Origin of the sequence: Trueperella pyogenes, from assembly GCF_001070855.1 — a bacterium.
GTDB classification, from domain to species: domain Bacteria; phylum Actinomycetota; class Actinomycetes; order Actinomycetales; family Actinomycetaceae; genus Pauljensenia; species Pauljensenia pyogenes_A.
In genome coordinates this window covers 191891-216396 of record NZ_JVLH01000006.1, presented here as the reverse complement: position 1 = coordinate 216396, position 24506 = coordinate 191891, and the positions used below count along the sequence as shown (strand labels likewise).

Here is a 24506-nt window from a genome sequence, read left to right as displayed (position 1 = left end):
ATCAGGAGAGAAAATGGCATGGCTCTCGGTGATCGTTCCGGCGCTTGTGCTGGCTGCGATCCTGTACGTTCCCGGTATTGCGGTTAACGCTCTTTTCCTGAGTAGACGCCTCTATACGGTCGGTTTTGCACCCGTGACGGGAGCAGCGATCTTGGGCTTCGCGTCACTTGCGAGCGGCGTTATTCCAGGACACTGGAGCCTCAAGTTTGTCCTGTGCTGCGACATCGGTGTGTTCATCGTAGTTGCGGGGATCATGTGGTTGTGTGGTTCGAGGCCAAGGCATTGGCTTGAGAACTATAAGAGGCTTTTCTCGGGCTGGGCGGGGTCGCGTGCCATTGCTCTGGTCGGTGCACTGATTGTTAATGCCGTGATCGCAATCGGAGTTTTCATCCGCTCCGTTCCCTCTCCTCAGGCTTTCTTCTCGACCTACGACACCCCCTTCCATATGTCGGTGATCCGCTGGCTGATTGAAAGTGGTGACGGATCCTCACTTCATAGTGCAGCTGTTGACGGGACCGTTGGCTCCCACTTCTATCCCGCTCTGTGGCACGGCTGGGTATCTATGGTGATTTCCGGCTTGGGAACCCCCATGACGGTTGCGATTAACGCCTCGTGCTTGGTGGTTTTGCTGACCATTTGGCCTCTTTCTTCTGCCGTTCTGACGGACGTGCTTTTTGGTAAGAAGGTGCGCCTATCGCCAGTTTTTGCCGTTCTGGTTTCTTCGCTTTTTGCGGCATATCCCTGGGGATTGCTTGCCTTCGGAGTCTTGTACTCAAACTTCTTCTCCTACGCGCTCGCGCCTGCTTACCTTGCGGCATTTGTTCTTTTGCTTCGAGGCGTTCTTGTCAAGCAATTCAAGGGTGCTGAGCTCTGCGGTCTGATTCTGATTGCCATTGGTGGTTTTGCAGCCATTGCCTTGGCTCAGCCCAACTCGGTCTTCACCCTTGCGGTTATTCTCTTCCCCTACGTGGTTGCTCTTGCTTTCAACCAGGTGCGTCGTTCGAGTGGGAGCACTATTAAGGCAGCCTTGGTCGCAATTGTGCTGGTCGCTCTGGCAGCTTGCCTGTGGTATGCGCTGTATAGAGCTCCGTTCATGCAACGCACCGTTACGTGGCGTTGGGATTCCTTCCAAAGTCCAAAACGCGCGATTGCGGCGGTCCTTCTTCTGTCGACGAATGCAGCATCGGTGCGTTTGGCTGCACAGTGGCTCCTTGCCATTGGCGTTGCCATCGGTGGTCTTCTTGCCGTCATCAAATACCGTCGGGCCTGGCTTGTCATTTCCTACGCATTCATCGCCGCGCTCTATGTTTTGTGTGCGGCCTTTGAGGGGAAATTCCGAGACATCGCGACGGGATTCTGGTATCACGACTCCTATCGCCCCGCCGGTGCTATGTCAATCGTTGCGGTTCCGATGCTGGCGCTTTCTCTTGCGTGGTTGAGCGAAAATCTTGGCAAGACATCACATCCCAAGGGCGCCGCTCTTCGTTTCATCTCCTCTGCGCTCGTCTATGCTCTGATCGCTGCGGTCACGCTGACTGGGGGAAACATGAAGTGGCGCATTGAAACGATGAATGACCATGCCCAGGACCGTCAGGATCACTACACCTATTCTGATGAGATTGCCTTCATGGATGAGGCAAGCCAGATCACCGGAACTCAAGGGAAGGTCGCTAATGATCCTTTCGATGGATCGATGTTTGGATACGCAACCAGCGGATTGCCAGTTGTCTTCACTTCCATGCCGGGGAACTGGATTGGTCAGATGAAGCCGGATGCTCTTGTCATCATGGATGACTTGTACAAGGTTTCCGAAGACCCGCAAGAAATTTGCCCGGTGATCCAACAGGAGGATATCCGCTACGCGATTGTTCTTGAGCGTCATCACCAGATTTTTGATGAGCACTCGCCGTGGACCGGCATTCGGAACATTACTCCGGAAACACCCGGTTTTGAGCGTGTTCTGGAACGCGGACCATACAGCCTTTACAAGATTACGGCTTGTGGACTTGGCTAAACGTCAACAAGGCACCCGCGGTTTGACATAGATTTTATTAGCTTTTCTGTCATAGACTTTGCCCGTAAATGCACACAATGAAGGAGTGCCGCGTGAAAGCGAAAACCGAAGCGGTTGCTGAAGGAACTGCAATCGAACAGCAATGGACTCCCGTCCAACGCGTTGTGTTCCCAGGAGAAAGCGACACGTCGTTATGGCCGCTCTATGTGGACTGGGGAGTTGCACCTTCTAGTGCCGCGCTGAGTGCCGCACAAGGCGACCAAACCTCTCTGACGCTGCGTCAGTTTGAAATGCCGCGTGGAGTGGATGCGACTCGTACCTCGCTTATGATCCCGGCACGCGAGCGTCTTTCACTTGCGACTTACTTCAACGCTTTCCCTGCTTCTTATTGGCAGCGTTGGACAGATGTTCGTAACATCCGTCTGACTCTGAAGCTCTCGAAGAGGGCGGTTGTTGAGGTTATGCGTTCCTCGGCACGTGGTACCTTCACCCCTGTTGCAACGCGCGCAGGATCTGGTGAACTGAGTTTCGATATCCCGCTGAACCGTTTTGGTGATGGCGGCTGGATCTGGCCCGAAATCACTGCTCTCAAGGAAGATGTTGAGCTTGAATGGGGAACCTGGTCGGTACCTACGCGCGAAGGTGACCGTCATGCCAATGTGACCGTGGGTATCACCACCTACAACCTTCCCGAAGACTGCTTGACGCAAGCGGAGCGCTTCCAAGCAGAACCCGAGGTTCTTGATCATATTGCTGAGATTCTCATTGTCGATCAGGGCAATAAGAACGTGAAGGACTGCGAGCGTTACCCGCGTCTTCAAGAAGAACTGGGAAGTAAACTCCGTGTCATTGAGCAGGCGAACCTGGGTGGTTCCGGTGGCTTCTCTCGCGGTATGTACGAGATGCTCAAGAACCCCGATTCGGACTATGTCCTGCTGCTTGATGATGATGCTGTGATCGAGCCCGAAGGTTTGCTTCGCGCGCTTGCTTTCGCAGAGCACACTTTGACGCCAACCATTGTTGGTGGCCATATGTTCAATGCGAATGAACGTACCATTTTGCACTCAATGGGTGAAACGATTGATGCTCACAAATTCTGGTGGGGAGCTGTCAACCCTGAACTTGCAACAGTTGACTTGGCTCAGCGCACGATCCGCAATGATCCTCGCTTGAACCGCCGCATTGATGTTGCCTACAACGGTTGGTGGATGTGCTTGATCCCCAAGCCTGTTGTTGCTGAGATCGGTCTTTCTCTGCCCTTCTTTATCAAGTGGGACGACTCCGAATATGGTCTGCGCGCAGCAGAACACGGGTTCCCGACGGTCTCTCTTCCTGGCGCTGCCGTGTGGCACGTGCCGTGGACCGAGAAAGACGACGGTCTGGACTGGCAGGCATACTTCCACCAGCGCAACCGTTGGGTTGCTGCGCTGCTGCACTCTCCCTACCCGCGTGGTGCATCCTTCCCGAAGACCTCTCTGGCCTCGGACGTTCGTGCCCTGCTCTCACTGCAGTATTACAGTGCAGATCTGCGCCGTCAGGGGCTCAAGGACGTTTTGCTTGGCCCCGGCCACCTGCACCCGTCAATGCACACTCGTGCTGCAGAGGCGCGCGCAAAGGCAAAGGAATACACAGACGCACGTCTGATGACCGAGGCTGCAGACTTCCCAGCAGTACACCGTAAGAAGCCTGCTCCGGTCGGCACCAAGCCTGATTCACGCGCCCAGTTTATGTCAAAGGCAATCGCTGGTATCACCAAGCAGTTCCTGCCTGAAGGTGAACACCGTGAAGATCGTGTTGAGGACGTCCTCTCCAGCACGGACGCGCGTTGGTGGAGGCTCGCAAACCTCAACTCTGCGCTGGTATCGAACGCAGAAGGCTCCGGAGCATGGCGCTACCAGCGCGATGCCAAGCACTACCGTCGTGCTCTGACAGAGAGCATTGCGCTACACGCGGAGCTCATTCGTCGTTGGGCCTCGCTCAGTCGTGAGTATCGGGAAGCTCTTCCAGAACTGGTCTCCGTCCAAGCTTGGGAAAAGACTTTCGGTCTGTGAGATAAGGGAAGGTGCGAGCGGCTCAAACTGCTCACACCTTCCCTTATTTACGCGAAAATAAGTTCTTGATCTGTCGATCATAGGTGGAAAGAACAAAAATGAGTGCTGCACAAATTGGGAAGCCAGCCGCGAAACGTCATTGGGAACTCGAACTTCTGCGTATATTCTCGATGTTCCTCATTGTCGCGACGCACTATTTTGCTTCCGATGATTCTCCCTCACGGATAGATCCAGCACTCGCCCAGTCATGGAAATCAGCACTCCACGCGGTCACGATCATGCCGGGACAAGTAGGCGTGACGGTTTTCGTTCTCATCTCAGCCTACTTTTTATCACGTAGTACACGCAGCCCGTTCACACGAGTAGCAAAAATCTGGATTCAGACCTTCATATATTCGTGTGGATTATGGGGTGCTTACTTTGTTCTCTCGCTCCTTGTAGGATCCAGCCAGTATTTTGTCAATCCTCGTTCTATCCTGATGTCCGTATTCCCAGTGACATTCGGAGCGTACTGGTTCATCAGTGCATACGTTGTGATGGTGATTGTCGCGCCCTATATCAATATTCTTCTTGACGCGACCTCAGCTCGGCAGCACGGGGCACTGCTGTGCCTATCGCTGTGGATTACCTTTATCTGGCATATTCTGAACCCGGCAAACACATGGGCTTTTACCGATGCATCCTATCTGTGCACTCTCTATCTCATCGGGGCTTTGATTCGTCGACACGAAGATCGCTTGCCTCGCGTACGTTGGTATTTCGCGATGGCGATCATGATACTCTGTGCGCTCATTTGCATGGTTGGTACGCATACAATTGCTGTTTCTTCTTTCCTCAGGGAACAGTTGTACTACCCGGGAAATCTCTTCACAGCCGGTACGGGGGCGTCTCCGATCCTTTCCGTGATTTGTGGCGTGCTTATTTTCATCTTGACGCTTCAGTACATTTCAGGCCGTACGCATGCTTCGACGCATGAGAAACTCTCTTCCCTTGTCCTGACGCTTTCTCCGGCAACTTTTGGCGTCTACCTTCTTCACGAGAATTTCATTTTTAAGCCCCACCTGTGGGGATTTGTTTTCTCGGTTCCCAGCCCTGGCGGTGTATGGCGACTTGCATATGCCTCTTTGAGTATCGTGCTTATTTATCTGGTGCTTTTTGCTGTTTGTTTTGTAATTTTCCGGCTCGTTGTCCAGCCGTGCGAAAAGGCTTTCCTGAAAGTGCTTTCCCGGCCCTAATCTTTGGGGTTGCCGGCGGCTTCTTCCTTGACGACTACCTGAGTACAAGCATCCGAACAATCCCGGGGAGTCAAATGAGGTAACTGTCTTCTCCAAACTCTGTTAGAAAACAGACTTGCCGGGAGTGCTATCTCGCTAAATTGCAGTGATCTTCGCTAGGCTATACGCAATTGGTTTCTGTCCAATCTTGGGAGAAGACCTTCGGTATCGCGTGATCTAGAATCGCGTTAAACGAACTGTCGGGGATGCGTGAGTCGCATCCCCGACAGCCTATCTATTTTGTCTAGCTCTGATGAGAGGAAAACAACGAGCGAAGAGTCTCGAGCCAATGATCGGGAAGAGCAACTTTTAGGCACTGGCAGTTTTCTAGGATACTGATTGCCTCATTGGTGCAGTAGAACAGAACCACGCTGGTAAACAGTAAGCCACTGTTTCCTGCGATCAACCAATCAATCAGTTTCATGAGCGCGATGATCAGGCAGATGGTGATCTTTTTGAAGATGCCAATACGGCCGCTTTTTGAGCTCAAGGAATGTTGGCTCCAGGCCGCCATAGTTCCAGTAATGTAGTCAGTGACCATAAGTGCGATAAATACAATCGTGAGGCTTGTCCCTTGATCGACTGTGAATTCAAGGGCTTCAACCAGCTTGTTCATGGTAATTCACCTTGAGATATGAAAGAAAACGGTGACAGGCTTGTTCTCGGTAGCGGTAAGCACTGCTTCTCTCAACACAGAGATAGTCACAGACGTCTTCCATTGCAGCGCTACGTGATACGTGTTGTTTCACGTAGAGAATGGTGAGAACCGCACGATCTGAGGGGCTTAGGCTCTGCCAGGCAGGTGTTACCCATTCGTTGTAAAAGCTTGCAATCTTTAGTTGGTGTCTTCTGGTATTGAGAATTTCGGCATTGTTGATGTGACTGAGAAAAGAACGGATCTCGTCAAGATCGCACGTTGGTGCGGCAAGCACCTTCTTTGCGAATTCGTATTGCTCGAGAACATCTTTGATTGTCGCTTCCATAGCGGCAATGTGCTCCTTTGAGTGATGGGATATTACCGAGGAAATCATCTGAGGGAGACAGCTTGTGGCATTCGCATTCTGGGAAATGGAATGCCACAAGCTGAAGCCTGAGTGTTTCAGGCGTTACTTCTTACTGAGAAGTTCCTCAATTTGATCCAAGCGTTCGTAAATACGCTCGAAATTCGTTCGATTCCAAGCTGCTTCATTGCTCAAATCAGTGTGAATACCGGTGTCCTGTCCAGAGCGGTCTCGGACCAAGATTCCGCCACCACACATAATGGCCCTCACTTCATCTGCAGTCATGTTGTCAAATCCTTCCAAATAGTCGGTGTAGCGCAGATAGCATTTCCACGGTCGGTTGTAGTAGGTAGTGACATGGGTTTCATGTCCAGTCTGATCACCGGGGTTACCACCGGTGGTTTTTCCGAATTCGTTGAGTGAAGCCTCGGCGAGCTTTCCGCCGCCAAGGTAGACAGCGACATGAAGTCCGTCATTGAGCAAGAGATCACCTGCTTCTGGATGGCCATTTGCAGGCATTCGTCGCCAGCCTCGGGGAACTAACTGGTCGCTGAGATTTTTTGTGCTCTCTGCGCTCCCGGTGTCGAAACCAGCTTCTTGTAAGCAATGGATGACCAATGCTGAACAGTCAGTTTCTCCGCCGGGGTAGATATTCCACCGTTTCGGCCCCTGACTGTATCCAAGACTCACTTCTTCACACCAGTAGCGCATTCGTTCAATCAACTTTGAAATTGAAGGCATGTATTCCTCCTTTCAGATGTATCGGGTTTTTCTTTATCGGCCGACATCAGAAAGATTAGGAAAGAGAGAACCAAGAAACATCCGACTTTTATTCGCCATGTCAAGAGATGCAACTCATTGTGTGTGCTTTCATGTAAAACAGACTTGCCGGGGGCGCTATCTCGCTAAATTGCAGTGATCTTCGCTAGGCTATACGCATGAGTGCAGGCTCTGCCTGTGGCCCTCGATGTCGGAGTAAAGGAATTCAAGGTGCGTATCGCAGCAATCGTCCCGTGTTATAACGAAGAAGCCGCAGTTGGCACAGTTGTCACGGACCTGAAGAATGCAGTTCCAGGAATTGAAGTCTACGTGTACGACAACAACTCTTCGGATCGCACCGCTGAAGTTGCAGCCGCAGCCGGCGCAATCGTCCGCAAAGAGACTCGTAAGGGCAAAGGTAATGTTGTACGTCGTGCCTTCGCGGACATCGATGCCGATGTTTACGTGATGATCGACGGTGATGACACCTACGATGCTGCTGCTGCACCCGAAATGATCGACCTGTTAGTGCGTGAAAACCTTGATCATGTTCTGGGCTGCCGCGTTGACGACAAGGATAACTCCGCCTACCGCCCGGGTCACGCCCAGGGCAATAAGATGTTCAACTCTTTGGTTGGCTTCCTCTTTGGCGACACTGTTACTGATATGCTCTCCGGCTACCGTGTTTTCTCTCGCCGTTTCGTCAAGTCCTTCCCGGCGCTTTCTCGTGAGTTCGAGATCGAAACCGAACTCACAGTCCACTCCATGGCGTTGCGTGTTCCTCAGGCCGAGTACGGCGTCGGCTTCAAGGATCGCCCCGCAGGCTCAGAATCCAAGCTGCGTACCTTCCACGATGGTTTCCGAATCCTTGGACTGATTGGCCGTCTGGTTGCGCACGAGCGTCCCATGGCTTTCTACGGGATCTTCTCGGCAATCTTCATGCTTCTGGCCCTGTGCTTCGGAGCTCCTGTCATCTGGCATTTCATCCAGGCCGGCAATGTTCCGAAGCTCCCCAGCGCTGTACTGGCATCCTCTCTGGTAATAGTTGGTGTCTTGTCCTTCGTGGTCGGGCTTCTCCAATCCGGTAATTTGAAGACTCGTCGCGAAGCCATGCGCTTGGCCTACCTGCGCTATTCTTCAGTGCTCCCGAACTGATAAGCGACAACGCAATCTATGAACGTCTTTCAAAAGGCGTGGAAGCGTCTTCTTGAAGCGGGTTCCTTCTACCGTTACCTCTTGGTGGGTGTTGGAACCTCGCTTCTGGACTTTACGCTCTTCTCGCTGCTCTCGGTGGGCTTTGATCTGCCGGTGATCCCGTCGAATATCACCTCGACGATTATCACCGTGTGCGTGAGCTATTGGATTAACCAACACTTTGTCTTCCAAGCAAAAGGTTTTTCCTGGGCCTCGTTCTTTTCTTTTGCGGGGCTGACTCTTTTTACGGGTATGGTCCTTCAATCTGCCATCATCTGGGTGATTGTCCATGGTCTTCCCGCACTCGGTGTCGGGGTCTCGCTATCCTTGCTGAAACCTGCCGCAAAGATCGTTGCAATGGGTACCGGAGCGGTGTGTAACTACTTGGGGTATAGGTTCATTTTTACCCGCAAGAAGTAGATATACTTCCTTCCAACACATCCACACAACGCTGTTGGAGGTCCCATTATGCGTAATCCCACCATCAAAGTTTCTACCATCGCCCTCATCGGTCTGCTCAGCTTTTCTCTGACTTCCTGCAGGACGGGCTCGGGGAATTCAGGTGCACAGAGCTCTCCGGCGGCCTCGGCAAGCGGGAATGGAACGCAGGGGAGTGCGCAAAGCGAGGCTTCCCAAAGTTCTTCTCCCACGACCTCGACGCAAAGTGCCACCGCGAATGCTGAAGATAGGGGAGTGACCCCAACACTCGGCTCAATTCCCCAGGGGGCAAGCCGCTTGGAGGATGCCGGAGATTCCAAAGGAATCTGGGTGAATTCGCCCTCTGGAAACATCCACTGCTGGTTTGCTAACGATCTTTTGCAGCTATGTATGGTCGATTCCTATCGTGAGGATAAGCCCTACGGTGAGCAGGAATTTTTCCCGGGAACGCAACCGCTTGCCAAAGACAATATTCTTTTTGCAGGGCTCTCCAAAGACCAAGAAATTCCCTATATTTCCGCTCGTCGCGATGGTCCGCTCCCCACGAACCAGGGCGAGCGTTTGCGCACCCTTGCCTATGGAGAAATCGTTTATGCTGGCAATGACGTGTGTGCCAGCACAAGCGAGGCAATGGTTTGCTGGGACATCGAAACCGGCGATGGAGCAAAGATCAATCGAACAGGAACAGAGATCTTCCACCTGAAGAAGTGATGAGATCTCACCCGCACCACTAACGGGCTGTTGAGCAGCCCTTGAGTGTGGCGCTTTCAGCTCCTAATCGACGACAAGACGAACCTTTTCGCTGACGAAAATCTCCTGAGCCTTTTCGAGGGTGTAGTGGGATTTCTCGACAACAACAACGCTGTGTCCATCCATCCATAGTCGCGTGAGTAGGGGAGCAGTCGGGAAGCTTTCGCTGTAGAGCCCCAAGCGCGTGGGTGGTCCCTGTGCCGAGGCCTCCTTCAGAAGGTCCTCTTCGCCCACCTTTATCTGCGCGAGGTAATCCTTCATGGAAGGGGCGCTGTCCAGTGCCTCGTACTCGAATTGATCGCTTTGAGCCATGAGCTCGGACAGTGCGTCAAGGATCCCAGAGGGTAAAGAGCCTCTCCAACGCATAGCCAGGGGAGCGGTGGAATGGGCTAGGCGCCATGCTGCAGTGCTTGCTTCGAGGGTCGCAAGCTCGTTACTGACGAGCACATCGAAGCTGAAAGTGTTACTGGATGAATACTGGGAGAAAATCGTATTTCGGGTTTCCCAACCCATCAAATCCGCGCTGACCTGCCAAAATGTCCCCTGCCAGCCCGCTGGTAGCTCAATCAGAATGCTAGAGGGGGTGTCAGCATTTCCGAACAGGTCATTACTGAGGTCAGAAGCAAGTAAATTTGCCATTTTTGAAACCCATCGAGAGGCGACGGGGCCTGAAATCTCATCTCGAAAACTGTGATAGTGGGTCAAAATTGGATGATTTGCCCGCGAGGTTGTCGAGAGAAAATGTGAGATGGCTTGCATAGAAAAAGGGTAGCGGAAAGGGTGTAAATGTGCTGTTTTTGCCCAATATTCACAGCAAGTGTCCAGCTTTATGTTCAGGTTTCCTTGAAATTCCGCGGAAAGCCCGGATTTCTGCGCTTTTGGACTTGCATAAAGCGTCAATTCGTGCACTGTTTTGAAGGCCTTCAGCACGCATTCCCTTTATCCTTAATCCGCTTGACAGGTGGAAACGACACGCGTGTAATTCTCGTATTGACCTTTTTGTTACATCTCATCACACAGAGGGGATACTATCGTGTGGAACATTCTGGGTGACGGCCCTATTGAGTGGTCTGACGCCGATGTTGAAGCTCTTCCCTTCTCTGACGGTCCCCTAGCCTGGCAGCAGCACGCACTGTGCGCTCAGACCGACCCCGAAGCCTTCTTCCCTGAAAAGGGAGGCTCGACTCGCGAAGCAAAGGCCGTGTGCCAGTCTTGCGAGGTTCGCCAGCAATGCCTTGAATACGCATTGGCGAATGATGAACGCTTCGGAATTTGGGGTGGCCTGTCAGAGCGCGAACGTCGTCGACTGCGCCGCTCGGCCATCTAATGGCTCGGGGCATCCCCTTCTCGCGGGGGACAGTCGCAGCCATCGTCGTCGCTCGGGGAATGAGCCCCGAGCTGCGTTCACTTCTTGATGCCCTAGCTGCGCAGAGCCGCGTGGTTGATCACTTGATCGTCTGCGATGTGCGTGCCCCCCGAACTTCTCCCTTGACCTCGGGACAGGTTGTCGTCGCTGAGGACCTCCCCGATAATGCGCTGCTGATCTCCGTTGGGCGTGCGCGCAACATCAGCGACGCACTTGCTAAAGCTTCCAAAGATCACGCCGCCTCGCAGCTCATCACCGCAAGCGATTGGCTGTGGATCCTCCATGATGATTGTCTTCCGGCAGATACCTGTCTGGAGGAGCAGCTTGCAGCTAGCGAGGCAGGGGCATCTATTGGAGCTGTAACTCCAAAGGTTTTCCGCGCTGATGGGACTCTTGCCGAAGTGGGAATCCACGCCACAGCCTCAGGAAGGCGCGTTCCGCTTGTTCTGGATGGAGAAATCGACCAGGGACAGTATGACGGTGTCACCGACGTTCTTGCCGGTGGTAGTGCGGGTCTTCTGGTGGCTTCCTCCGCTTTCAATCAGGTCGGTGGTTTAGATCGAGCGCTCGGTCCGTACAACGAAGGACTTGAGCTTTGCTGGAGGCTTCACCGAGCAGGCCACCGCGTTGTTGCGGCCCCAAAGGCCCATCTCACTCACCTGCAGGTCTCCTCACCGCAAAACCTGCGGCGTGCCTCGGCGCTTCGAGCTCGGCGTTCCAGCGAGTTCTATTTCGCCACGCTCATCGCAAACCCACTGCTACTCATTGTTCAGGCTCTGGCTTCCCTGCTCTGGATTCCCCTGAGCTGCCTTGCCTTGCTGCTCAGCGCTCGCCCTCGCGCAGCCTATGCTCGTTTCTTTGCGTGGCTTGGCCTCTTTGCTCATATCCCGCATATTGTGGCTGCACGGGCGCGTCATGCCCGCTGTGCCAGCCAGCCGCGTTCCTCACTACGCCCGCTACTCACTGGGCGCTTTGATGCTTCTCGCATTCGCCGCACGCACCGCAGCGCTCACGTTATTGAGGAACAGGCCTCGTGGAAAGATTCGCTTCTTGAACGTCGCAGCAACGACCTGACGCCTCGCGTTGTCACGACCCTTGCGCTCTTCTTGCTCTCTGTGTGGATCTACCGCTTAGATCTGGGATCGATTAATGGGGGAGCCTGGCTCAACCTTCCCGACCGCTTCGCTGATCTGTGGACCTACGCTTGGTCCGGCTGGTTGCCTTCTGGCGATGGCTCCGCGCATGCGGTGGACCCTCTTGTCCAGCTGCTGAGCGTTGTAAGCGCTCCACTTGCGCTTCTAGGCATCGCGCCAACGGTACTGCTCTACGTCTTCCTGGTCCTGAGCCCTGCGTGGGCAGCGTGGAATATGGACGTCCTCAGCATGCGCCTGACATCATCGCGCTCACTGCGAGTGGCACTGATGTGTCTGTGGGCCTCTCTTCCCAGTGCTCTTTTCGCAATGACCAGCGGAAGACTGGCTTCCCTTGCTGTGCATGTATTTATGCCCCTGTGGGTAGCTTTGCTTCTTTCTCTTCCACGTGACCGACATGTCATTGTGGGTCGCCGCTGGACTTGCGCGGCAATCGTTGGGCTGATTATTACCGCCGCTTACCCGCTGCTTGGGGTATGCGCGCTTGTGCTTTTTTCACGTGATCTCAACCGCGCCACAGCAACTCTTCCCGCCCTGCTCCTGTGTCTGCCCTTCTTTGTCGATGCAATTGCCTGGCGTGCCTGGCCCGCACTTCTTGCTCCCGCCGAGGCCGTAGCTTCCTATGAGCGTGCCCCCTTCGGTTTGGGCGCTTGGGGTATTCCCGCAGCTTCTTCTGCCGCGTGGCTTGGTATCTGCGTGCTCCTTCTCCTTTGCCTCTGGCTGGTCACTCTGCTGAGCCTCGGGCGTTTTCTTCTTCCTTCCCGAGGCTCTTCTTCCTTCCCGGCTTCTCTTCCGGCGCTCGTGGGCATTGCGCTTGTGAGCGGTATCGGAGCATTAGCCCTGTCTTATGTTCCAGTTGATTCTGCCAATAGCCCGCTGTTTGCTTGGGGTGGAGCGCTGCTCAGCGTTCAGGCTTTAGCCCTGATCTGTGCTTCATTGCTTTGCGTCAAAGGTACAGAAAATGAAGGAAAAATTGTCCGCGCAGGATGGAAACTCGTTGCCTGTGTTGGACTGATCCCACTTCTTTTTATGGCGGCTAACCCCTGGCTTGAGGTACTCCCTTCAGCGCAGTGGAGCGCGCGCTCGACCAGCGAACAGATCCCTCTTGTTTCTCGCTACGCACAGAATTCTTCGCGGGATGCTCGGGTTCTTGTGCTCAACGTCGGCGCCGATGGTGACCTCGATGCTCGAATCTGGCGCGGCGCAGGTTCGCAATGGACTGAACATTCCACTGTGGCCTCGTGGGTGGCACTTCATGACAGGATGAACAACACCAGCGATCCAGCGCGGGTCGAATTGGGGGAGACGATCGCGACCTTAGTGTCTTTCCCTGACGATTCTGCTTCCAAGCGTCTAGCGCTTCACGGCGTCGATACGATCATTGTGCACTCCCAGGGACCTGCAGCGTCTTCTATTACACAAACACTGGATCGTGCACCCGGTATTGAGAAGATCGGTGAAACCGAGGCCGGGAGCGCATGGAGAGTGCGTCCAGATGGGCGTAAGCCCGCGCGCTTGTGCCTTGCTTCGGAATCTGCAGACTCCCAGTGTGAAGAGCTCGCAAGCGGTGTTATCGGTGCGCGAACACACGTGTCGGGCCCGGGGGTCCTTAGCCTTGCTGAACGGCAGAACTCGCATTGGGTTGCAACTCTCAATGGGCAGCACTTGGAGCAAGCTGAAGCAACGAATCAGTGGGGAACGGCATTTTCGGTTCCATCCGAAGGTGAGCTCGTGCTGAACTTCCGCTCGAACTGGGTTCTGGCGTGGAAAGCTGCGTGCGCACTTGCTGCCGCGGTGATGCTTTGTGGGCTTCTTCGAGGGAGGAAGGACGTAGTAGACGATGGTGAATAGAAAACGCATTCTCACTATTGGCGCCATCCCCGCCTCGCTCCTACTCCTAGGCGCTGCCTCGTGGGGAATAGGCAGAGTCGTGCCTGAACCCTCACTTCCTGCGCCCCAGGTTGTCCACGCGCGTCCAGAAGCCCTTAACTATGCCTGTCCGGCAGGGATTGTCGATCCATTCCACCTTGATGGAGGTGTATCTGCTGCCTCAGTGTGGAATTCCGCCGGGGAACATGACACCAGCGGAGAATGGACAATCCTTCGCGCGGATGCCTCTGCGCACACCCTTCCCACAACGCTTGGAGTGATGGGCCAAGGCGGGGGAGAGCTTCGCGGTCTGAGTATGACGTCATGCCAATTGCCGGCGAATGACCAGTGGAGCGTTCTGGGATCAAGTACCAGCGGCGAAGACTTGGTCGTGACCTTTGCAAACCCCAATTCTTCGCCTTCTGTGGTGACCCTTGAGGGGTACGGAGCAAACGGCCCCATTGATGTCAAACCGCACCAGATGACGATTCCGGCCCGTTCCACTCAATCTGTCCTGGCAGGGGGACTCTTCCCAGAAGAGAGCGCACTGGCCGTACATATCCACGCCGATGGTCAAGGAGTGGCAACCTGGGTGCAAAGCTCTGCAATGCAGGGAGAAGTGCCTAAAGGCGTGACAAGCGTGAGTGGGACAAAGCCAAGGGAGGACCAGCTTTTCCTTGGGCTTTCAAAGCAGGGGAGCAGTAGCCTGCGTCTTCTTGTTCCTCCTTCGGCAGCAGATGACGAGGCCGATACTCACGTCGCCTTGAGCTACACCAGTGACGCTGGCACCTTTAATGTGCCGGGCGGGGAATTGGACGTGAGCGCGGGAACGGTCGTTGATGTTCCGCTGAACGGAATCACCGATGAACGCTATGCCCTGCGTGTTCATGCCGAACGTCCGCTTGTGGCTCAGGTTGTGACGAATGCCGAGCAGGAAGAATATCCCGGAGGACAACACTGGGGGATGCGCGCGGGTATGAGCTCTGCTCAGGGGTTAGTTCACGCTCAACTACCTTCTGCATCAACAGTGGAAGCGCTGGTTCGTTCGCGCTTGAGCTCGACGATTCTACGCGGGACTGCGCAAGAGAGCGGTAGTGGAGTCAATGAGATTTCTTCCCATCTGTTGCTCACCTCTGTGCACTCTCAAAGTGGCATCCAGCTTCAACTGGGAGATGAACAGGTCACCCTCGAAGCCGGGAAGATGGCAATGCTGGATCTTCCCTCGCAGGGCAGGGGCCTAGAATCTCCAAGCGATGTTGCGATTGCGATTGAGGTGGAAGCGAAAACTCCCAGTGGAGTGCTTCGTGCCGTATGGCCGCTGAGTGCAGACGATGTCGAGCAGGCATCGACCTCGATCACCGTTCACTAGCTTGCAAAGAGCGTCCACACGCTCAAAGCATGCTTTGATGCACAAGCGTGCCTGCGCAAAGCCTGCGTGGCCCCTTTTGCCACCTTCTACAGCGGCAATGCGAGGTCGCCAGAACGCCTAGGAGAGGGAATCAAGTTCCTCTGGTGAGATGTAGAGGATATGTGAGACGCGCTCGGCAATGAGTGCGCGCAATGCCGGATAGAGGTCTGTAGGAGGAATCCGCATGGTGATGGGGAGCCGGTAGAGGACGATGCGGTCTCCCAGTCCCTTACGTCGGTCCGCGGGAAAAACGCGAGCTAAAACTACCCCGTGGTCTTCCCAGGGAGCTGGATCTGAGGGAGGAACGTCCTCGGTTGCAAACTCGATTGTCGCAACCTCAGGCCAGCGCTCGGTGAGTTCGCTAATCACAAGGGCAACGGTCGAATCAAATGTTTCCCGACGCGTTTTCCACGCGGGAAGCCCAGGGAAAAGACGAACATAGCGCGGGGTGCGGCCATGGCGGTCACGGGTGCGTGGAAAAGCTGATGGGAGAGCCATACACATAAGGGTATCGCTCACCTCTGCGCTCAAGCTGAGGACCTGCCGACGAAGGGCACGCAATAGGAATAGAAAATGCCGTATTGTAGAGCGGTGATCTCGGTTCGACACTGTTCTAAGCCCGGCTGCTCAAGGCCTGCTGTAGCTACACTCACCTACGATTATTCGGATTCGACTGCTGTTGTCGGTTCGCTTTCAGCTGCTGCAGACCCCAACGCCTACGACCTGTGTGAGCACCATGCAAACAGTTTGACGGTCCCGCGTGGGTGGCAGATCGTGCGCCTTCAGACGACCTTCGAACCGGCACCTCCATCGGGGGATGACCTTATGGCTCTTGTTGACGCGGTTCGCCAAGCCGCAGCACACACCCGAAACCGCTCACAGCACGCTGACGACGTGGAAACCCAGACTCCTGCTCAGCCTGCAATTGCCGCGAAAACGGGCGCTACGGCCTCGGCACACGCTGAGCTTGGTCCCTTCGCTCAACCGACTAGCTCTCACGAGGCCGAATCCTCCAGCCCCCTCGATCCACATTCGCCGTGGGCTCGTCGCCGGGCTCAGTTTAAATTGATCACCGAGGAGCCTTCTTCCGATCAAGAATAATCCGATCAGGAATAAGAGGGCTGCGCGCGTGCACTAGACCTCGAAGGGTACGGCTTCCACCTGTTGCCGGCGGGTTTCAAGGATGTCTTGTCGCTTGAGTTCCTTCGCGTACTCCCGGTCGCGCAGAACAACAAGAACCGCTGCAAGGAAACGCTCGGGGTGAATACTTGTTGGCGGCTTGGGTGAAACAAAAGCCGAAACTCGTCCCGCTAAGGACATTGCGATCGACAGACGGAGCTGGTCAAGAATCTGGCGATTATTGTGCAGGAAATTCATACACTCAAAGTGCAGCTCATCCGGGATCGGAAGGACCTGTGCATGAGATGCCCACTCAGCACAGTCGGGGGGCATAACCAGCGGTGGATAGAAGACAGCTTCGGGAACCTGAATAACCATGGTCCCTGCTGCGATGTCTCCTAGGCGTGTCGCTCGCGGAGAGAAGACCGTTGCCATGAAAGACAACAGGCCGAAGAACATGTAAGTTTCCACTATTGCAGTCATTGCGCGGACGAAGGCGTGACGCGCGGTGATAATCCCGCCATCCCGACGCACAACTTTTAGGTTAAAGGCCCACTTGCCGAGGGAATAACCATGGGTGAAGACCTCAATAACAAAGGGGAGGACTCCTAAAGACAAGAAAATAATGATAACGAAGATTGCCTTCACCAAGGTTTGTGGAAGGCCTTGATCAAAGGTGACAGCAACAAGAATGCAGAAGAGAACGAAAAAAGCTCCAACATACAGGGTCAGGTCTATGAGGAAAGCAGCGGCCCTGACAAAAGGAGAAGCGGGTTTGAGATCGAGTTTGACGCCCTCGCCGCTGATGAAAGATTCATCAGAAATTCGTTGGACGTTTACAGGAAGCTCGCTCATGTATGACACTATATCTTGTATGGATATCGACGCACTAAAAGCTTCACATATGCGCCATTGGAATCGGTTTCATCAATTGGCGCATTCGCGCCGATTGACGGGACCGGAAATTGATGAGCTTTCAGTGCTTTATCGGCAGGTCACCGCTGATCTTGCGAAAGTACGCTCACAAAACCCGGATCAAGATGTCATTTCCTATCTCTCTGGTGAGCTCTTGCATGCAAGAGCTCGATTGACGGGAACGGCTGGAGCGAGCCTGTGGGCGATTTCGCGTTGGTTCCGTTATGATCTTCCCGCAGCCCTGTATCGGATCCGCTATGTCACGATTGCGGTCATGCTCATTTTCATCGCGATGACAGCGTTGCAGACGTGGTGGATCTTGCGTGACCCCGCTGCTCTCTCCATGCTGGGAAGTCCGGAACAGCTGAAGAACTACGCGACAACACAATTTTCCAGCTACTACAGTCAAGACACCAATGCCTCTTTCATGTCCTATGTGTGGACTAATAATGCCTTTATTGCCTTGCGTGTCGTTGCAGGTGGAATCACAGGGTTCTATCCAATTATGGCTTTGTGGGGGAATGCCCAAAACCTAGGAATTTCCGCTGCGGTTGTCATTCACTATGCCGGCCCCGCGCACTTCTTCAGTTTTATTCTTCCCCACGGCATCCCGGAACTTACAGCAATTTGGATCTCAACCGCAGCGGGCTTACGCCTCTTCTGGGCGTGGCTTGTTCCTGGGCGAAAGACTCGAGGCCAAGCGCTCGGCGAGGCAGGGCGCTCGATGATCACTGTTGGTTTGGGAATGGTGATCTTGCTTTTCTTGTGCGGAGCCATCGAAGGTTTCGTCACCCCGTCTAATCTTCCACTGTGGCTGAAGATCACCTGCGGTGTGAACTTAACCGCGGGCGTGTGGATCTACACCTTCGTGGCCGGTGGACGTGCCTATCGCGCGGGAGTGAGCGGCGACCTTGACGAAGACGCCGGTTACGCGACACCTGTGATCTAAGAAAGGCTTAGAGCTTTCCAGCCTTCTTCAATGCAATGTACGTGTCTGCCAGACGTGCAGGCAAAAAGCCCGCATCACAATCAACGACATAAGCGCCAAGTGCGCGAGCATCATTGGCACCAGCATCAAGGTCGCGGATTGTTGCACTTGCCGCGGCAGCAGTGAAGGCAGAAGCTGCGTCGCTCCAATCGCGTTCCATTCGGCCAAGCTCGGGGTCGCGTGCGCCCGCGACAACTACTCGGTGACGCTTGCTGAGCGCTGCAATGGCTTCGGAAAAATCGGCGTCTGTAGCTGCGGGCGGGATCTCTGTCAGAAGGACGACAAGCCCCGGGTGATGCATACGCTTCTCAACCGAGGAGACGACCATCTGCCAATCCAGTGGGAGAAGGGAAGGCTGGACGCGCGAGAAAGCCTGCGCGGCCTCGCTAATCAAATTCCCACCACGTGCCTGGGCAAGATCTTCGTGAATACTGCGGTCCAGAGCAAGCAGATGAACTTGATCTCCGGCACGGTCAGCCAGAACCCCCAGCAAGAGTGCCGCCTCGATCTCAGCATCCAAGCGGGGTGCAACCCCCAACTCGACCAGGTCCTTGTCTCCCAAATCCTTTTCCTGAGCCTCGCCCAAGAGCATTGCCCCAGAACGCCCGGTGTCGACAACGATCATGACGTGACGGTCCCGTTCGGGACGCCACGTGCGTACAACCAAATCTTTTGAGCGCGCCGAGGCTCGCCAATCGATATCGCGTGGATCATCTCCGCGGACGTACTCGCGTAAAGAATCAAATTCCGTTCCCGGGCCTCGAAGAATCGTGGCGGTTGTTCCCTCAAGCTCATGGAGACGCGCAAGCCGAGAAGGAAGAAGACGCTTCGCGCGGAATGGAGGAAGCGCGGTGAGCGTCAGTGGCGCCGCAATCGAGGTCTGACGAGCGGCCATTCCCAGAGGCCCCCAGGAGCGAATCGTCACGTAGTCGGCGCGAACGCTTCCGCGACGCTCCAGCTGCAAGAGCGTCGTAAGCGGCATCGGAACATCTGCCTCGAGCTCACACGAATGTGAATAGGGCGTGGGATGTGCCGAGGGTGGCCACGCGTCCCTAACATCGACGCGCATGGGGAGCGCCGAGCGCAGAGAAAGGCGCGAATGACCGGGAGAGTCCATTGCGATGGGTGTATCAATGGAGCGCTCAATGACCAACTGCCTGGGAGAAGGCGCAAGGTAAGCGTCAAAGGCCCACAGGCATGCGCACAGAACAACCCACCCGACAATGAAACCCCATGTCGGGAAGAAAAACAGTGGAATGACCCCCAAGAAAATGGGGATACTCGCGCGCCAAGACAGTGCCATCAGCGAGGAACCGGGACCTGTTCGAGGATCGAGGCGATGACAGAGTGAGCGTTTAAGCCTTCCAATTCTGCTTCAGCCTTCATGCTCAGGCGGTGTGCAAGAACCGAGTCAGCCATTGCCTTGACATCATCAGGAGTGACGAAAGAACGTCCCTGAAGGAACGCCCAGACGCGGCACACGCGAAGTAATGCGGTTGCACCACGGGGAGAGACACCGATGCGGACAGCGGGAGAGGTTCGGGTCGCGCGGATCAGATCGACCATGTAGGTCAAAACCGCGGGGGAGACCTCAATGTGTTCTGCCTGCTCGCGAGCCGTCAAGATATCTGAGGCATTTGCGACCGGGTGTAGATCAGCGCTGGCCAAATCCAGAGGATTAAAACCATTTTGGTGGCGGAGCAGAATATTGAATTCGTCCTCGCGAGAGGGCAGAGGCAGATCAAGCTTGAGTAAGAAACGGTCGAGCTGGGCCTCGGGAAGAGGATAGGTGCCCTCGTATTCGACAGGGTTCTGGGTGGCGATCACCATGAAGGGCGAAGCCAGCGGGCGGGTATGCCCATCGACGCTGACCTGGTGCTCTTCCATAGCTTCCAAGAGCGCAGATTGAGTCTTGGGGGGCGTTCGGTTAATTTCATCTGCCAGAAGAAGATTGGTGAAGATCGGTCCTGGGCGGAACTCAAACTCGCTCTTGCCGTTGTCCCACACCAAAGAACCAGTGATATCGGCGGGCATAAGATCTGGGGTGAATTGGACACGCGTCATAGTCAAATCGATGCATCGAGCAAGGGTTCGAACCAAGAGTGTCTTCGCAACGCCAGGGACGCCTTCAAGTAAGACGTGTCCATCGGCTACCAGAGCGATGATCAGGCCGGTGAGTGCACCTTCTTGGCCGACGACAGCCTTGCCAATTTCTGAATGCAGGGAAACCAGAGCGTCGCGGGAATCACGCCCCTGGGGCGGTAGTTCGGGGCTTGTCATTGATACTCAATCTCCTGTGTGAGCGCGGATAGTGCTTCGGCCAATTCGACCAGTTCAGAGTTGTTTGTTGGGGCTGGACCCCACAGTAAATCACTCACGTGCTCAGTCAGCAATCCTCGCGCCGCAAGTGCGTGTTCTAGGGTGGCTCGCGGTGCTTTGGGGTCGATTCCCAAGCGCTTGGCGATTGTCGTTACGGCATCGATTCGCAAGAGGCGCGCCGCGTGAGCATGTTGCTTCTGTGTTGCCATTAGACGTCCGCGGCCCTTCGTTGTCTCTGATGAAGGGACGTAAGAGGGCAGATCTTCGGGAACTAAACGTCCTAATCGTTGGCCCCGAGAAAAACCGATGACGGTAATTCCGATGCCGATCAGCGAAAGGATCGGGATCAGCCACTCGGGTTGAAGAGTGTCAACCGTGTCGCTAGCTAGGACGTTGTCTTTACTGCCGTCATACCAGTAGATGGTTGGTTTCTGCGCCATGGCATTGATGACAAGTGCTGCATTGCCATCACTATCGACCCATTGATTTGATGCGATAGCCCCATCGGCGATGATCCCGCGGAAACGATTGCCTTCATTCTTTTCAAGGTAGGCGTAGGCGTCATCTACGGGGAAACACTTGGTCCATCCATCTTCGGTGGTGGTAACAAGCTGCCCACTGTAATTGGTCAGAGTTTGAGCTTTTTGCGCAGGCTCAGACGCGCATTCTGCAGAGAGGATTCTCGTCGCATTTGTCGTCTTTGAAGTCGTCACTTCGACGGAGGGAGTATCAAGATCCGAGCCGTAGTGAGACAGAAGATAGACCACTCGATGAAGTTTCTCGTCGATTGCTTTCGCGGTGGCATCAGGCAAGTAACCTGGATAGGTAATAACAGCTGTCGAATCAGGTGTTGAGCGTGCAATGAGTTCGCGTGCGGAGCGGACTTTCACGACCTTAACACCGTGGTGACGCAGCGTTTGGACAAGAGCTTGAGCGCCAGAATTCCCGGGGTTATTCGGCGATAGAGTCTCGCTATCTTTTTCGTAGCGAGGGACCAACGTGGTTGCGATGACAAACAACAGCCCCAAAAAGATGATGATGACAAGCGGGCGCATTCGCGTCCAACGCTGACGAACAGTTGGCGAAACGACAGTGCTTTGAGTTGCTTTCATGCGTGCACTGCCTGCTTCTTGTTCTGTGAATAGGCGGCAATAAGCTGGTCCATCCCCGCGCAGTCCTCTGCGCTTGCGTGGCCTTCACCGTAACGTACCGAGGCGAAGACGGAAGTCGCGGAGGTGATCGGGGCAGCGAGGAAGGGAAAAGCATTTTGAGCTGCTCGGCCGGCTTCATCCGCTGTAAGGCCGGGAGTATCTCGAAGAATGCCGTCGCGCGCTAGATAGAGCACAAAAAGTCGGTAGGACCAGATCAACGTAGCATCGAGATCTCCGCTTGCGCGAGCCTCGTCAATCCGCTTCATGACATCGCGCAACGAAAGCGTGGAATCGGAGTCAAACACAGCAGTTCGTCGCATGCGGCGGCGCAGGCGGATCGGGTGGGTGATGACGATGATTGCGATGATCGCGAGTATCACGAATAAGAGGAAGATAAAGAAACCCTCAATGGGGAAACCGACAGGTGCAGCCTTACTAGCACCGCTCACGAGGTGTTGAATAAGCCAGTTGAAGAAGCGTGATAACGCGGAAGGCGGGGTGGGTAGGTAGTCGGGACGCGAAAGCTCCGCTGACACCCATGCGCGAGCTTCCTCGTCGTCGGGTGTCAGCGGAGCTTCACAGAAAAACATCAGGCGCGAGAAGCTTCCTGAGCAATCATGGGAGCAAGGTTCTCCTTGCGCATGCGCTCGTCCAGGTACATCAGAGTGTAGAAGGACGATTGAACCGGGATTACAACTGCCGACAGTAGTGCACTCAAGAAGGCCGAGAAGGCGACGAGCATACCTACCGAGTCAGCTGCAGCGGCGCCAACACCCAGAATTGCACCGACGATGCCGCCCAGAACTGAGGTGATCAAAGCGGTGACGATACCGATGAGCCAGATGCGGCCCAGGATTCGCCAGAAGGAACCCTTAGACAGTGACCATGAACGCTTCATGGCATCGACCGGGCCGAGTCCCTCAAGGACGACTGCACTGGAAGTGAATGCGAACTTCACAGTCAAGAAGCAGGCGATCACGATCAAGGCAACGATCATGAGGAAGATGATCGATAAGGCTCCACCAATGCTTGCACTCGCAGAATCGTAGCTGCGAGCCGAAGCTGCGTTAACAGCCACAAGGATGAAGGGGATCAGGAAGACCAGCAGGACTACCACGATCGCCACGAATTCAATGATGCCGATGAGGAGGGTTGCCAGAAGAACCGGGACGAAGCGCGGCGAGAAACGGTGCCATGCGTCCGCGGGAGAAGACTTGCGTCCGAGGACTGCATCCCACACTGTCAGTGCCAGCATGCCCGAGAGGAACGCGGTTGCGAGCAGGGTAAGTCCGCTTGTTACGAAGGAACCCATGCTGCTGCCCAGCGAGTAGACCAAATCGTTGGCATCTCCGGAGGACAGTGCGCGCGTCAGTGACGATGTCGAAGAGGAAGCGAAGAAGGCCTGAACGAGACCGACGACCGCCATAATCGCAAAGGCAAAACCAAACATGGTTTGCGGGTTGACGCGAACCGCCTGGAAGGCGCCACTGAAGAGCTCGCCAACGGTTAGCGGACGGAGCGGGATAATTCCGGGCTGCGCAACGGTCCATGCGGTGCCGCCCTGAGTCTGGGTGCCCTGCCATGCGGCGTCGGGCTGAGGCGCCGCGCCCCACTGCTGCTGGGGCTGTGCGGGCTGCTCGGGTGCTCCCCAAGGCTGCTGAGCCTGCTGGGGCTGTGCGGGCTGCTCAGGTGCGCCCCAAGGCTGCTGAGTCTGCTGGGGCTGTGCGGGCTGCTCAGGTGCTCCCCAAGGCTGCTGAGCCTGAGGAGTCTGAGGAACTTGGGGTGTTGAGGGAACAGAGCCCTGGGAGGGATTCTGAGAAGAAGATGACTGGGGTGCCCACGGATCATTCGTGGGAACGCCCTGAGGATCAGACATTATTACTCCTATATAGGTGACACGTGTCTTCCTGAATATTGTGCCATGCATTCAACTAATCAGAAAGAACTGAGGAAGTAGTCAGCGAGTCTTCAGCGTTTCTTATGTTGATAAAATTCGCCGCGTCTTTTCGACACACCTGTCAGTTTCGTGACACAATCGTTACATGAGTTCACGGATCCTGGTCGTTGACGACGATGTCGCGCTTTCCGAAATGATCGGAATCATGCTTCATGCTGAAGGTTTCGAGGTTGCTGATTGTGCAGATGGAGCGCAAGCCCTTGATGTTTTCCATGAAGTTTCACCGGATCTTGTCCTTCTGGACCTCATGCTTCCAAACGTCGATGGGATTGAAATCTGCCGTCAGATTCGCCGAGAATCCGACGTGCCTATTGTGATGCTGACTGCTCGATCAGATACAACAGATGTCGTCGCCGGTCTTGAAGCCGGGGCAGACGACTACGTTCCTAAACCTTTCAAGCCCAAAGAACTAGTCGCGCGTGTTCGAGCGCGACTGCGAGGGCGAGATGACAGTGGTGAAGAGCTGGTTCGTCTTGGGGATCTTGTCATCGATGTTCAAGGTCATAGCGTGCATCGTGGTGGCCAAGAATTGCCTTTGACACCACTTGAATTCGATCTGCTCGTGACTCTTGCGCGTTCCCCGTGGAAGGTATTCTCCCGCGAAGAGTTGCTTGAATCTGTATGGGGTTACCGCCACGCTGCAGACACTCGCTTGGTGAATGTCCATGTCCAGCGTCTACGTTCAAAAGTTGAGCGCGATCCGGATAATCCCGAGGTCGTTGTGACTGTCCGCGGAGTAGGCTACCGCGCCGGCAACGCCTCGTCATGATAGGTGGAGATGG

Annotated in this window: 23 protein-coding genes; 12 read left to right on the top strand and 11 right to left on the bottom strand. The window is 54.9% G+C overall.

Translation table 11 applies throughout. The features are described from left to right. Positions 1-13: 13 nt before the first annotated feature. The 3 genes from ADG72_RS02345 (at position 14) to ADG72_RS02335 (ending at position 5300) form a co-directional block, all read left to right on the top strand. On the top strand, positions 14-2014 hold the full coding sequence (locus tag ADG72_RS02345; RefSeq protein ID WP_048711915.1) for a DUF6541 family protein: 2001 nt from the start codon (positions 14-16) through the stop codon (positions 2012-2014). Between the two features lie 92 nt (positions 2015-2106). After that, positions 2107-4065 carry a glycosyltransferase gene (locus ADG72_RS02340; protein ID WP_107070831.1) on the top strand — a complete coding sequence of 653 codons (1959 nt, stop codon included), beginning with the start codon at positions 2107-2109 and terminating at the stop codon, positions 4063-4065. Between the two features lie 98 nt (positions 4066-4163). After that, on the top strand, positions 4164-5300 hold the full coding sequence (locus ADG72_RS02335; RefSeq protein ID WP_048711913.1) for an acyltransferase family protein: 1137 nt from the start codon (positions 4164-4166) through the stop codon (positions 5298-5300). Between the two features lie 283 nt (positions 5301-5583). Here the strand turns inward: ADG72_RS02335 and ADG72_RS02330 are convergent, their stop codons facing one another. The 3 genes from ADG72_RS02330 to ADG72_RS02320 form a co-directional block, all read right to left on the bottom strand. Next, positions 5584-5955 (bottom strand): phage holin family protein, encoded by a 372-nt coding sequence (locus ADG72_RS02330; RefSeq protein ID WP_048711911.1) that lies wholly within the window; start codon positions 5953-5955, stop codon positions 5584-5586. Further along, positions 5939-6322, bottom strand: a complete 384-nt coding sequence (locus ADG72_RS02325) for a hypothetical protein (RefSeq protein WP_048711910.1) — start codon at positions 6320-6322, stop codon at positions 5939-5941. Before ADG72_RS02325 ends, ADG72_RS02330 begins: the two co-directional genes overlap by 17 nt. Positions 6323-6445: 123 nt before the next feature. Next, the gene (locus ADG72_RS02320) at positions 6446-7081 is read right to left on the bottom strand and encodes an NlpC/P60 family protein (protein ID WP_053090544.1); all 636 of its coding nucleotides are present in this window, start codon (positions 7079-7081) and stop codon (positions 6446-6448) included. A 216-nt stretch (positions 7082-7297) separates the two neighbouring features. Between ADG72_RS02320 and ADG72_RS02315 the strand changes: the two genes are divergently transcribed. Genes ADG72_RS02315 through ADG72_RS02305 form a run of 3 tightly spaced genes read left to right on the top strand, consistent with a single transcriptional unit; the run spans position 7298 to position 9442 of the window. After that, on the top strand, positions 7298-8254 hold the full coding sequence (locus ADG72_RS02315; RefSeq protein WP_239667629.1) for a glycosyltransferase: 957 nt from the start codon (positions 7298-7300) through the stop codon (positions 8252-8254). Positions 8255-8272: 18 nt separating this feature from the next. Then, complete coding sequence (locus ADG72_RS02310; protein ID WP_048711906.1) at positions 8273-8713, top strand: GtrA family protein; 441 nt, start codon at positions 8273-8275, stop codon at positions 8711-8713. Positions 8714-8761: 48 nt separating this feature from the next. After that, positions 8762-9442 carry a hypothetical protein gene (locus ADG72_RS02305; RefSeq protein WP_048711904.1) on the top strand — a complete coding sequence of 227 codons (681 nt, stop codon included), beginning with the start codon at positions 8762-8764 and terminating at the stop codon, positions 9440-9442. A 63-nt stretch (positions 9443-9505) separates the two neighbouring features. On the opposite strand, the gene ADG72_RS02300 is transcribed toward ADG72_RS02305, so the two are convergent. Then, the gene (locus tag ADG72_RS02300) at positions 9506-10240 is read right to left on the bottom strand and encodes a TIGR03089 family protein (RefSeq protein ID WP_048712073.1); all 735 of its coding nucleotides are present in this window, start codon (positions 10238-10240) and stop codon (positions 9506-9508) included. 274 nt (positions 10241-10514) lie between these two features. Here ADG72_RS02300 and ADG72_RS02295 point away from each other — a divergent pair, with 274 nt between their 5' ends. The 3 genes from ADG72_RS02295 (at position 10515) to ADG72_RS02285 (ending at position 15236) form a co-directional block, all read left to right on the top strand. After that, complete coding sequence (locus ADG72_RS02295) at positions 10515-10808, top strand: WhiB family transcriptional regulator (protein WP_009409184.1); 294 nt, start codon at positions 10515-10517, stop codon at positions 10806-10808. After that, positions 10808-13849, top strand: a complete 3042-nt coding sequence (locus tag ADG72_RS02290) for a glycosyltransferase (protein WP_048711902.1) — start codon at positions 10808-10810, stop codon at positions 13847-13849. The genes ADG72_RS02295 and ADG72_RS02290 overlap by 1 nt, the downstream gene beginning before the upstream one ends. Positions 13850-13928: 79 nt before the next feature. Continuing rightward, entirely contained in the window at positions 13929-15236 is a 1308-nt protein-coding gene (locus ADG72_RS02285; RefSeq protein WP_048711901.1) for a DUF5719 family protein, read from the top strand. 117 nt (positions 15237-15353) lie between these two features. Here ADG72_RS02285 and ADG72_RS02280 read toward each other — a convergent pair whose 3' ends face one another. Next, positions 15354-15773 (bottom strand): metallopeptidase family protein, encoded by a 420-nt coding sequence (locus ADG72_RS02280; protein ID WP_048712071.1) that lies wholly within the window; start codon positions 15771-15773, stop codon positions 15354-15356. Positions 15774-15866: 93 nt separating this feature from the next. On the opposite strand from ADG72_RS02280, the gene ADG72_RS02275 reads away from it, so the two are divergent. After that, positions 15867-16376 (top strand): DUF3499 domain-containing protein, encoded by a 510-nt coding sequence (locus tag ADG72_RS02275; protein WP_048711899.1) that lies wholly within the window; start codon positions 15867-15869, stop codon positions 16374-16376. A gap of 33 nt (positions 16377-16409) precedes the next feature. Here ADG72_RS02275 and ADG72_RS02270 read toward each other — a convergent pair whose 3' ends face one another. Further along, entirely contained in the window at positions 16410-17249 is an 840-nt protein-coding gene (locus ADG72_RS02270) for an RDD family protein (RefSeq protein WP_048711897.1), read from the bottom strand. A 19-nt stretch (positions 17250-17268) separates the two neighbouring features. Between ADG72_RS02270 and ADG72_RS02265 the strand changes: the two genes are divergently transcribed. Further along, positions 17269-18258, top strand: a complete 990-nt coding sequence (locus ADG72_RS02265) for a stage II sporulation protein M (RefSeq protein WP_048711895.1) — start codon at positions 17269-17271, stop codon at positions 18256-18258. A gap of 7 nt (positions 18259-18265) precedes the next feature. On the opposite strand, the gene ADG72_RS02260 is transcribed toward ADG72_RS02265, so the two are convergent. From ADG72_RS02260 to ADG72_RS02240, 5 genes are read right to left on the bottom strand one after another with little or no spacing between them, the layout of a single operon-like run. Beyond that, complete coding sequence (locus ADG72_RS02260; protein ID WP_048711892.1) at positions 18266-19600, bottom strand: DUF58 domain-containing protein; 1335 nt, start codon at positions 19598-19600, stop codon at positions 18266-18268. Next, positions 19600-20577, bottom strand: coding sequence for an AAA family ATPase (locus tag ADG72_RS02255; protein WP_048711890.1), 978 nt, complete (start codon positions 20575-20577; stop codon positions 19600-19602). Before ADG72_RS02255 ends, ADG72_RS02260 begins: the two co-directional genes overlap by 1 nt. Next, positions 20574-21728: a DUF4350 domain-containing protein gene (locus tag ADG72_RS02250; protein WP_048711888.1), complete on the bottom strand. Its 1155-nt coding sequence runs from the start codon at positions 21726-21728 to the stop codon at positions 20574-20576. Before ADG72_RS02250 ends, ADG72_RS02255 begins: the two co-directional genes overlap by 4 nt. Further along, entirely contained in the window at positions 21725-22357 is a 633-nt protein-coding gene (locus ADG72_RS02245) for a DUF4129 domain-containing protein (protein WP_048711886.1), read from the bottom strand. The genes ADG72_RS02250 and ADG72_RS02245 overlap by 4 nt, the downstream gene beginning before the upstream one ends. Next, positions 22357-23643, bottom strand: a complete 1287-nt coding sequence (locus ADG72_RS02240) for a glycerophosphoryl diester phosphodiesterase membrane domain-containing protein (RefSeq protein ID WP_239667627.1) — start codon at positions 23641-23643, stop codon at positions 22357-22359. Before ADG72_RS02240 ends, ADG72_RS02245 begins: the two co-directional genes overlap by 1 nt. Before the next feature lie 166 nt (positions 23644-23809). Between ADG72_RS02240 and mtrA the strand changes: the two genes are divergently transcribed. Continuing rightward, on the top strand, positions 23810-24493 hold the full coding sequence (gene mtrA, locus ADG72_RS02235) for an MtrAB system response regulator MtrA (protein WP_009409196.1): 684 nt from the start codon (positions 23810-23812) through the stop codon (positions 24491-24493). Positions 24494-24506: the final 13 nt, after the last annotated feature.

Coding starts and splice junctions, on each gene's coding strand:
- ADG72_RS02280 (WP_048712071.1), bottom strand. CDS start 15,773: ATGGCTCTCCCATCAGCTTTTCCACGCACCCGTGACCGCCATGGCCGC.
- ADG72_RS02310 (WP_048711906.1), top strand. CDS start 8,273: ATGAACGTCTTTCAAAAGGCGTGGAAGCGTCTTCTTGAAGCGGGTTCC.
- ADG72_RS02320 (WP_053090544.1), bottom strand. CDS start 7,081: ATGCCTTCAATTTCAAAGTTGATTGAACGAATGCGCTACTGGTGTGAA.
- mtrA (WP_009409196.1), top strand. CDS start 23,810: ATGAGTTCACGGATCCTGGTCGTTGACGACGATGTCGCGCTTTCCGAA.
- ADG72_RS02325 (WP_048711910.1), bottom strand. CDS start 6,322: ATGGAAGCGACAATCAAAGATGTTCTCGAGCAATACGAATTCGCAAAG.
- ADG72_RS02260 (WP_048711892.1), bottom strand. CDS start 19,600: ATGGCACTGTCTTGGCGCGCGAGTATCCCCATTTTCTTGGGGGTCATT.
- ADG72_RS02270 (WP_048711897.1), bottom strand. CDS start 17,249: ATGAGCGAGCTTCCTGTAAACGTCCAACGAATTTCTGATGAATCTTTC.
- ADG72_RS02335 (WP_048711913.1), top strand. CDS start 4,164: ATGAGTGCTGCACAAATTGGGAAGCCAGCCGCGAAACGTCATTGGGAA.
- ADG72_RS02330 (WP_048711911.1), bottom strand. CDS start 5,955: ATGAACAAGCTGGTTGAAGCCCTTGAATTCACAGTCGATCAAGGGACA.
- ADG72_RS02245 (WP_048711886.1), bottom strand. CDS start 22,357: ATGTTTTTCTGTGAAGCTCCGCTGACACCCGACGACGAGGAAGCTCGC.
- ADG72_RS02240 (WP_239667627.1), bottom strand. CDS start 23,643: ATGTCTGATCCTCAGGGCGTTCCCACGAATGATCCGTGGGCACCCCAG.
- ADG72_RS02255 (WP_048711890.1), bottom strand. CDS start 20,577: ATGACAAGCCCCGAACTACCGCCCCAGGGGCGTGATTCCCGCGACGCT.
- ADG72_RS02305 (WP_048711904.1), top strand. CDS start 8,762: ATGCGTAATCCCACCATCAAAGTTTCTACCATCGCCCTCATCGGTCTG.
- ADG72_RS02345 (WP_048711915.1), top strand. CDS start 14: ATGGCATGGCTCTCGGTGATCGTTCCGGCGCTTGTGCTGGCTGCGATC.
- ADG72_RS02300 (WP_048712073.1), bottom strand. CDS start 10,240: ATGCAAGCCATCTCACATTTTCTCTCGACAACCTCGCGGGCAAATCAT.
- ADG72_RS02290 (WP_048711902.1), top strand. CDS start 10,808: ATGGCTCGGGGCATCCCCTTCTCGCGGGGGACAGTCGCAGCCATCGTC.
- ADG72_RS02250 (WP_048711888.1), bottom strand. CDS start 21,728: ATGAAAGCAACTCAAAGCACTGTCGTTTCGCCAACTGTTCGTCAGCGT.
- ADG72_RS02265 (WP_048711895.1), top strand. CDS start 17,269: ATGGATATCGACGCACTAAAAGCTTCACATATGCGCCATTGGAATCGG.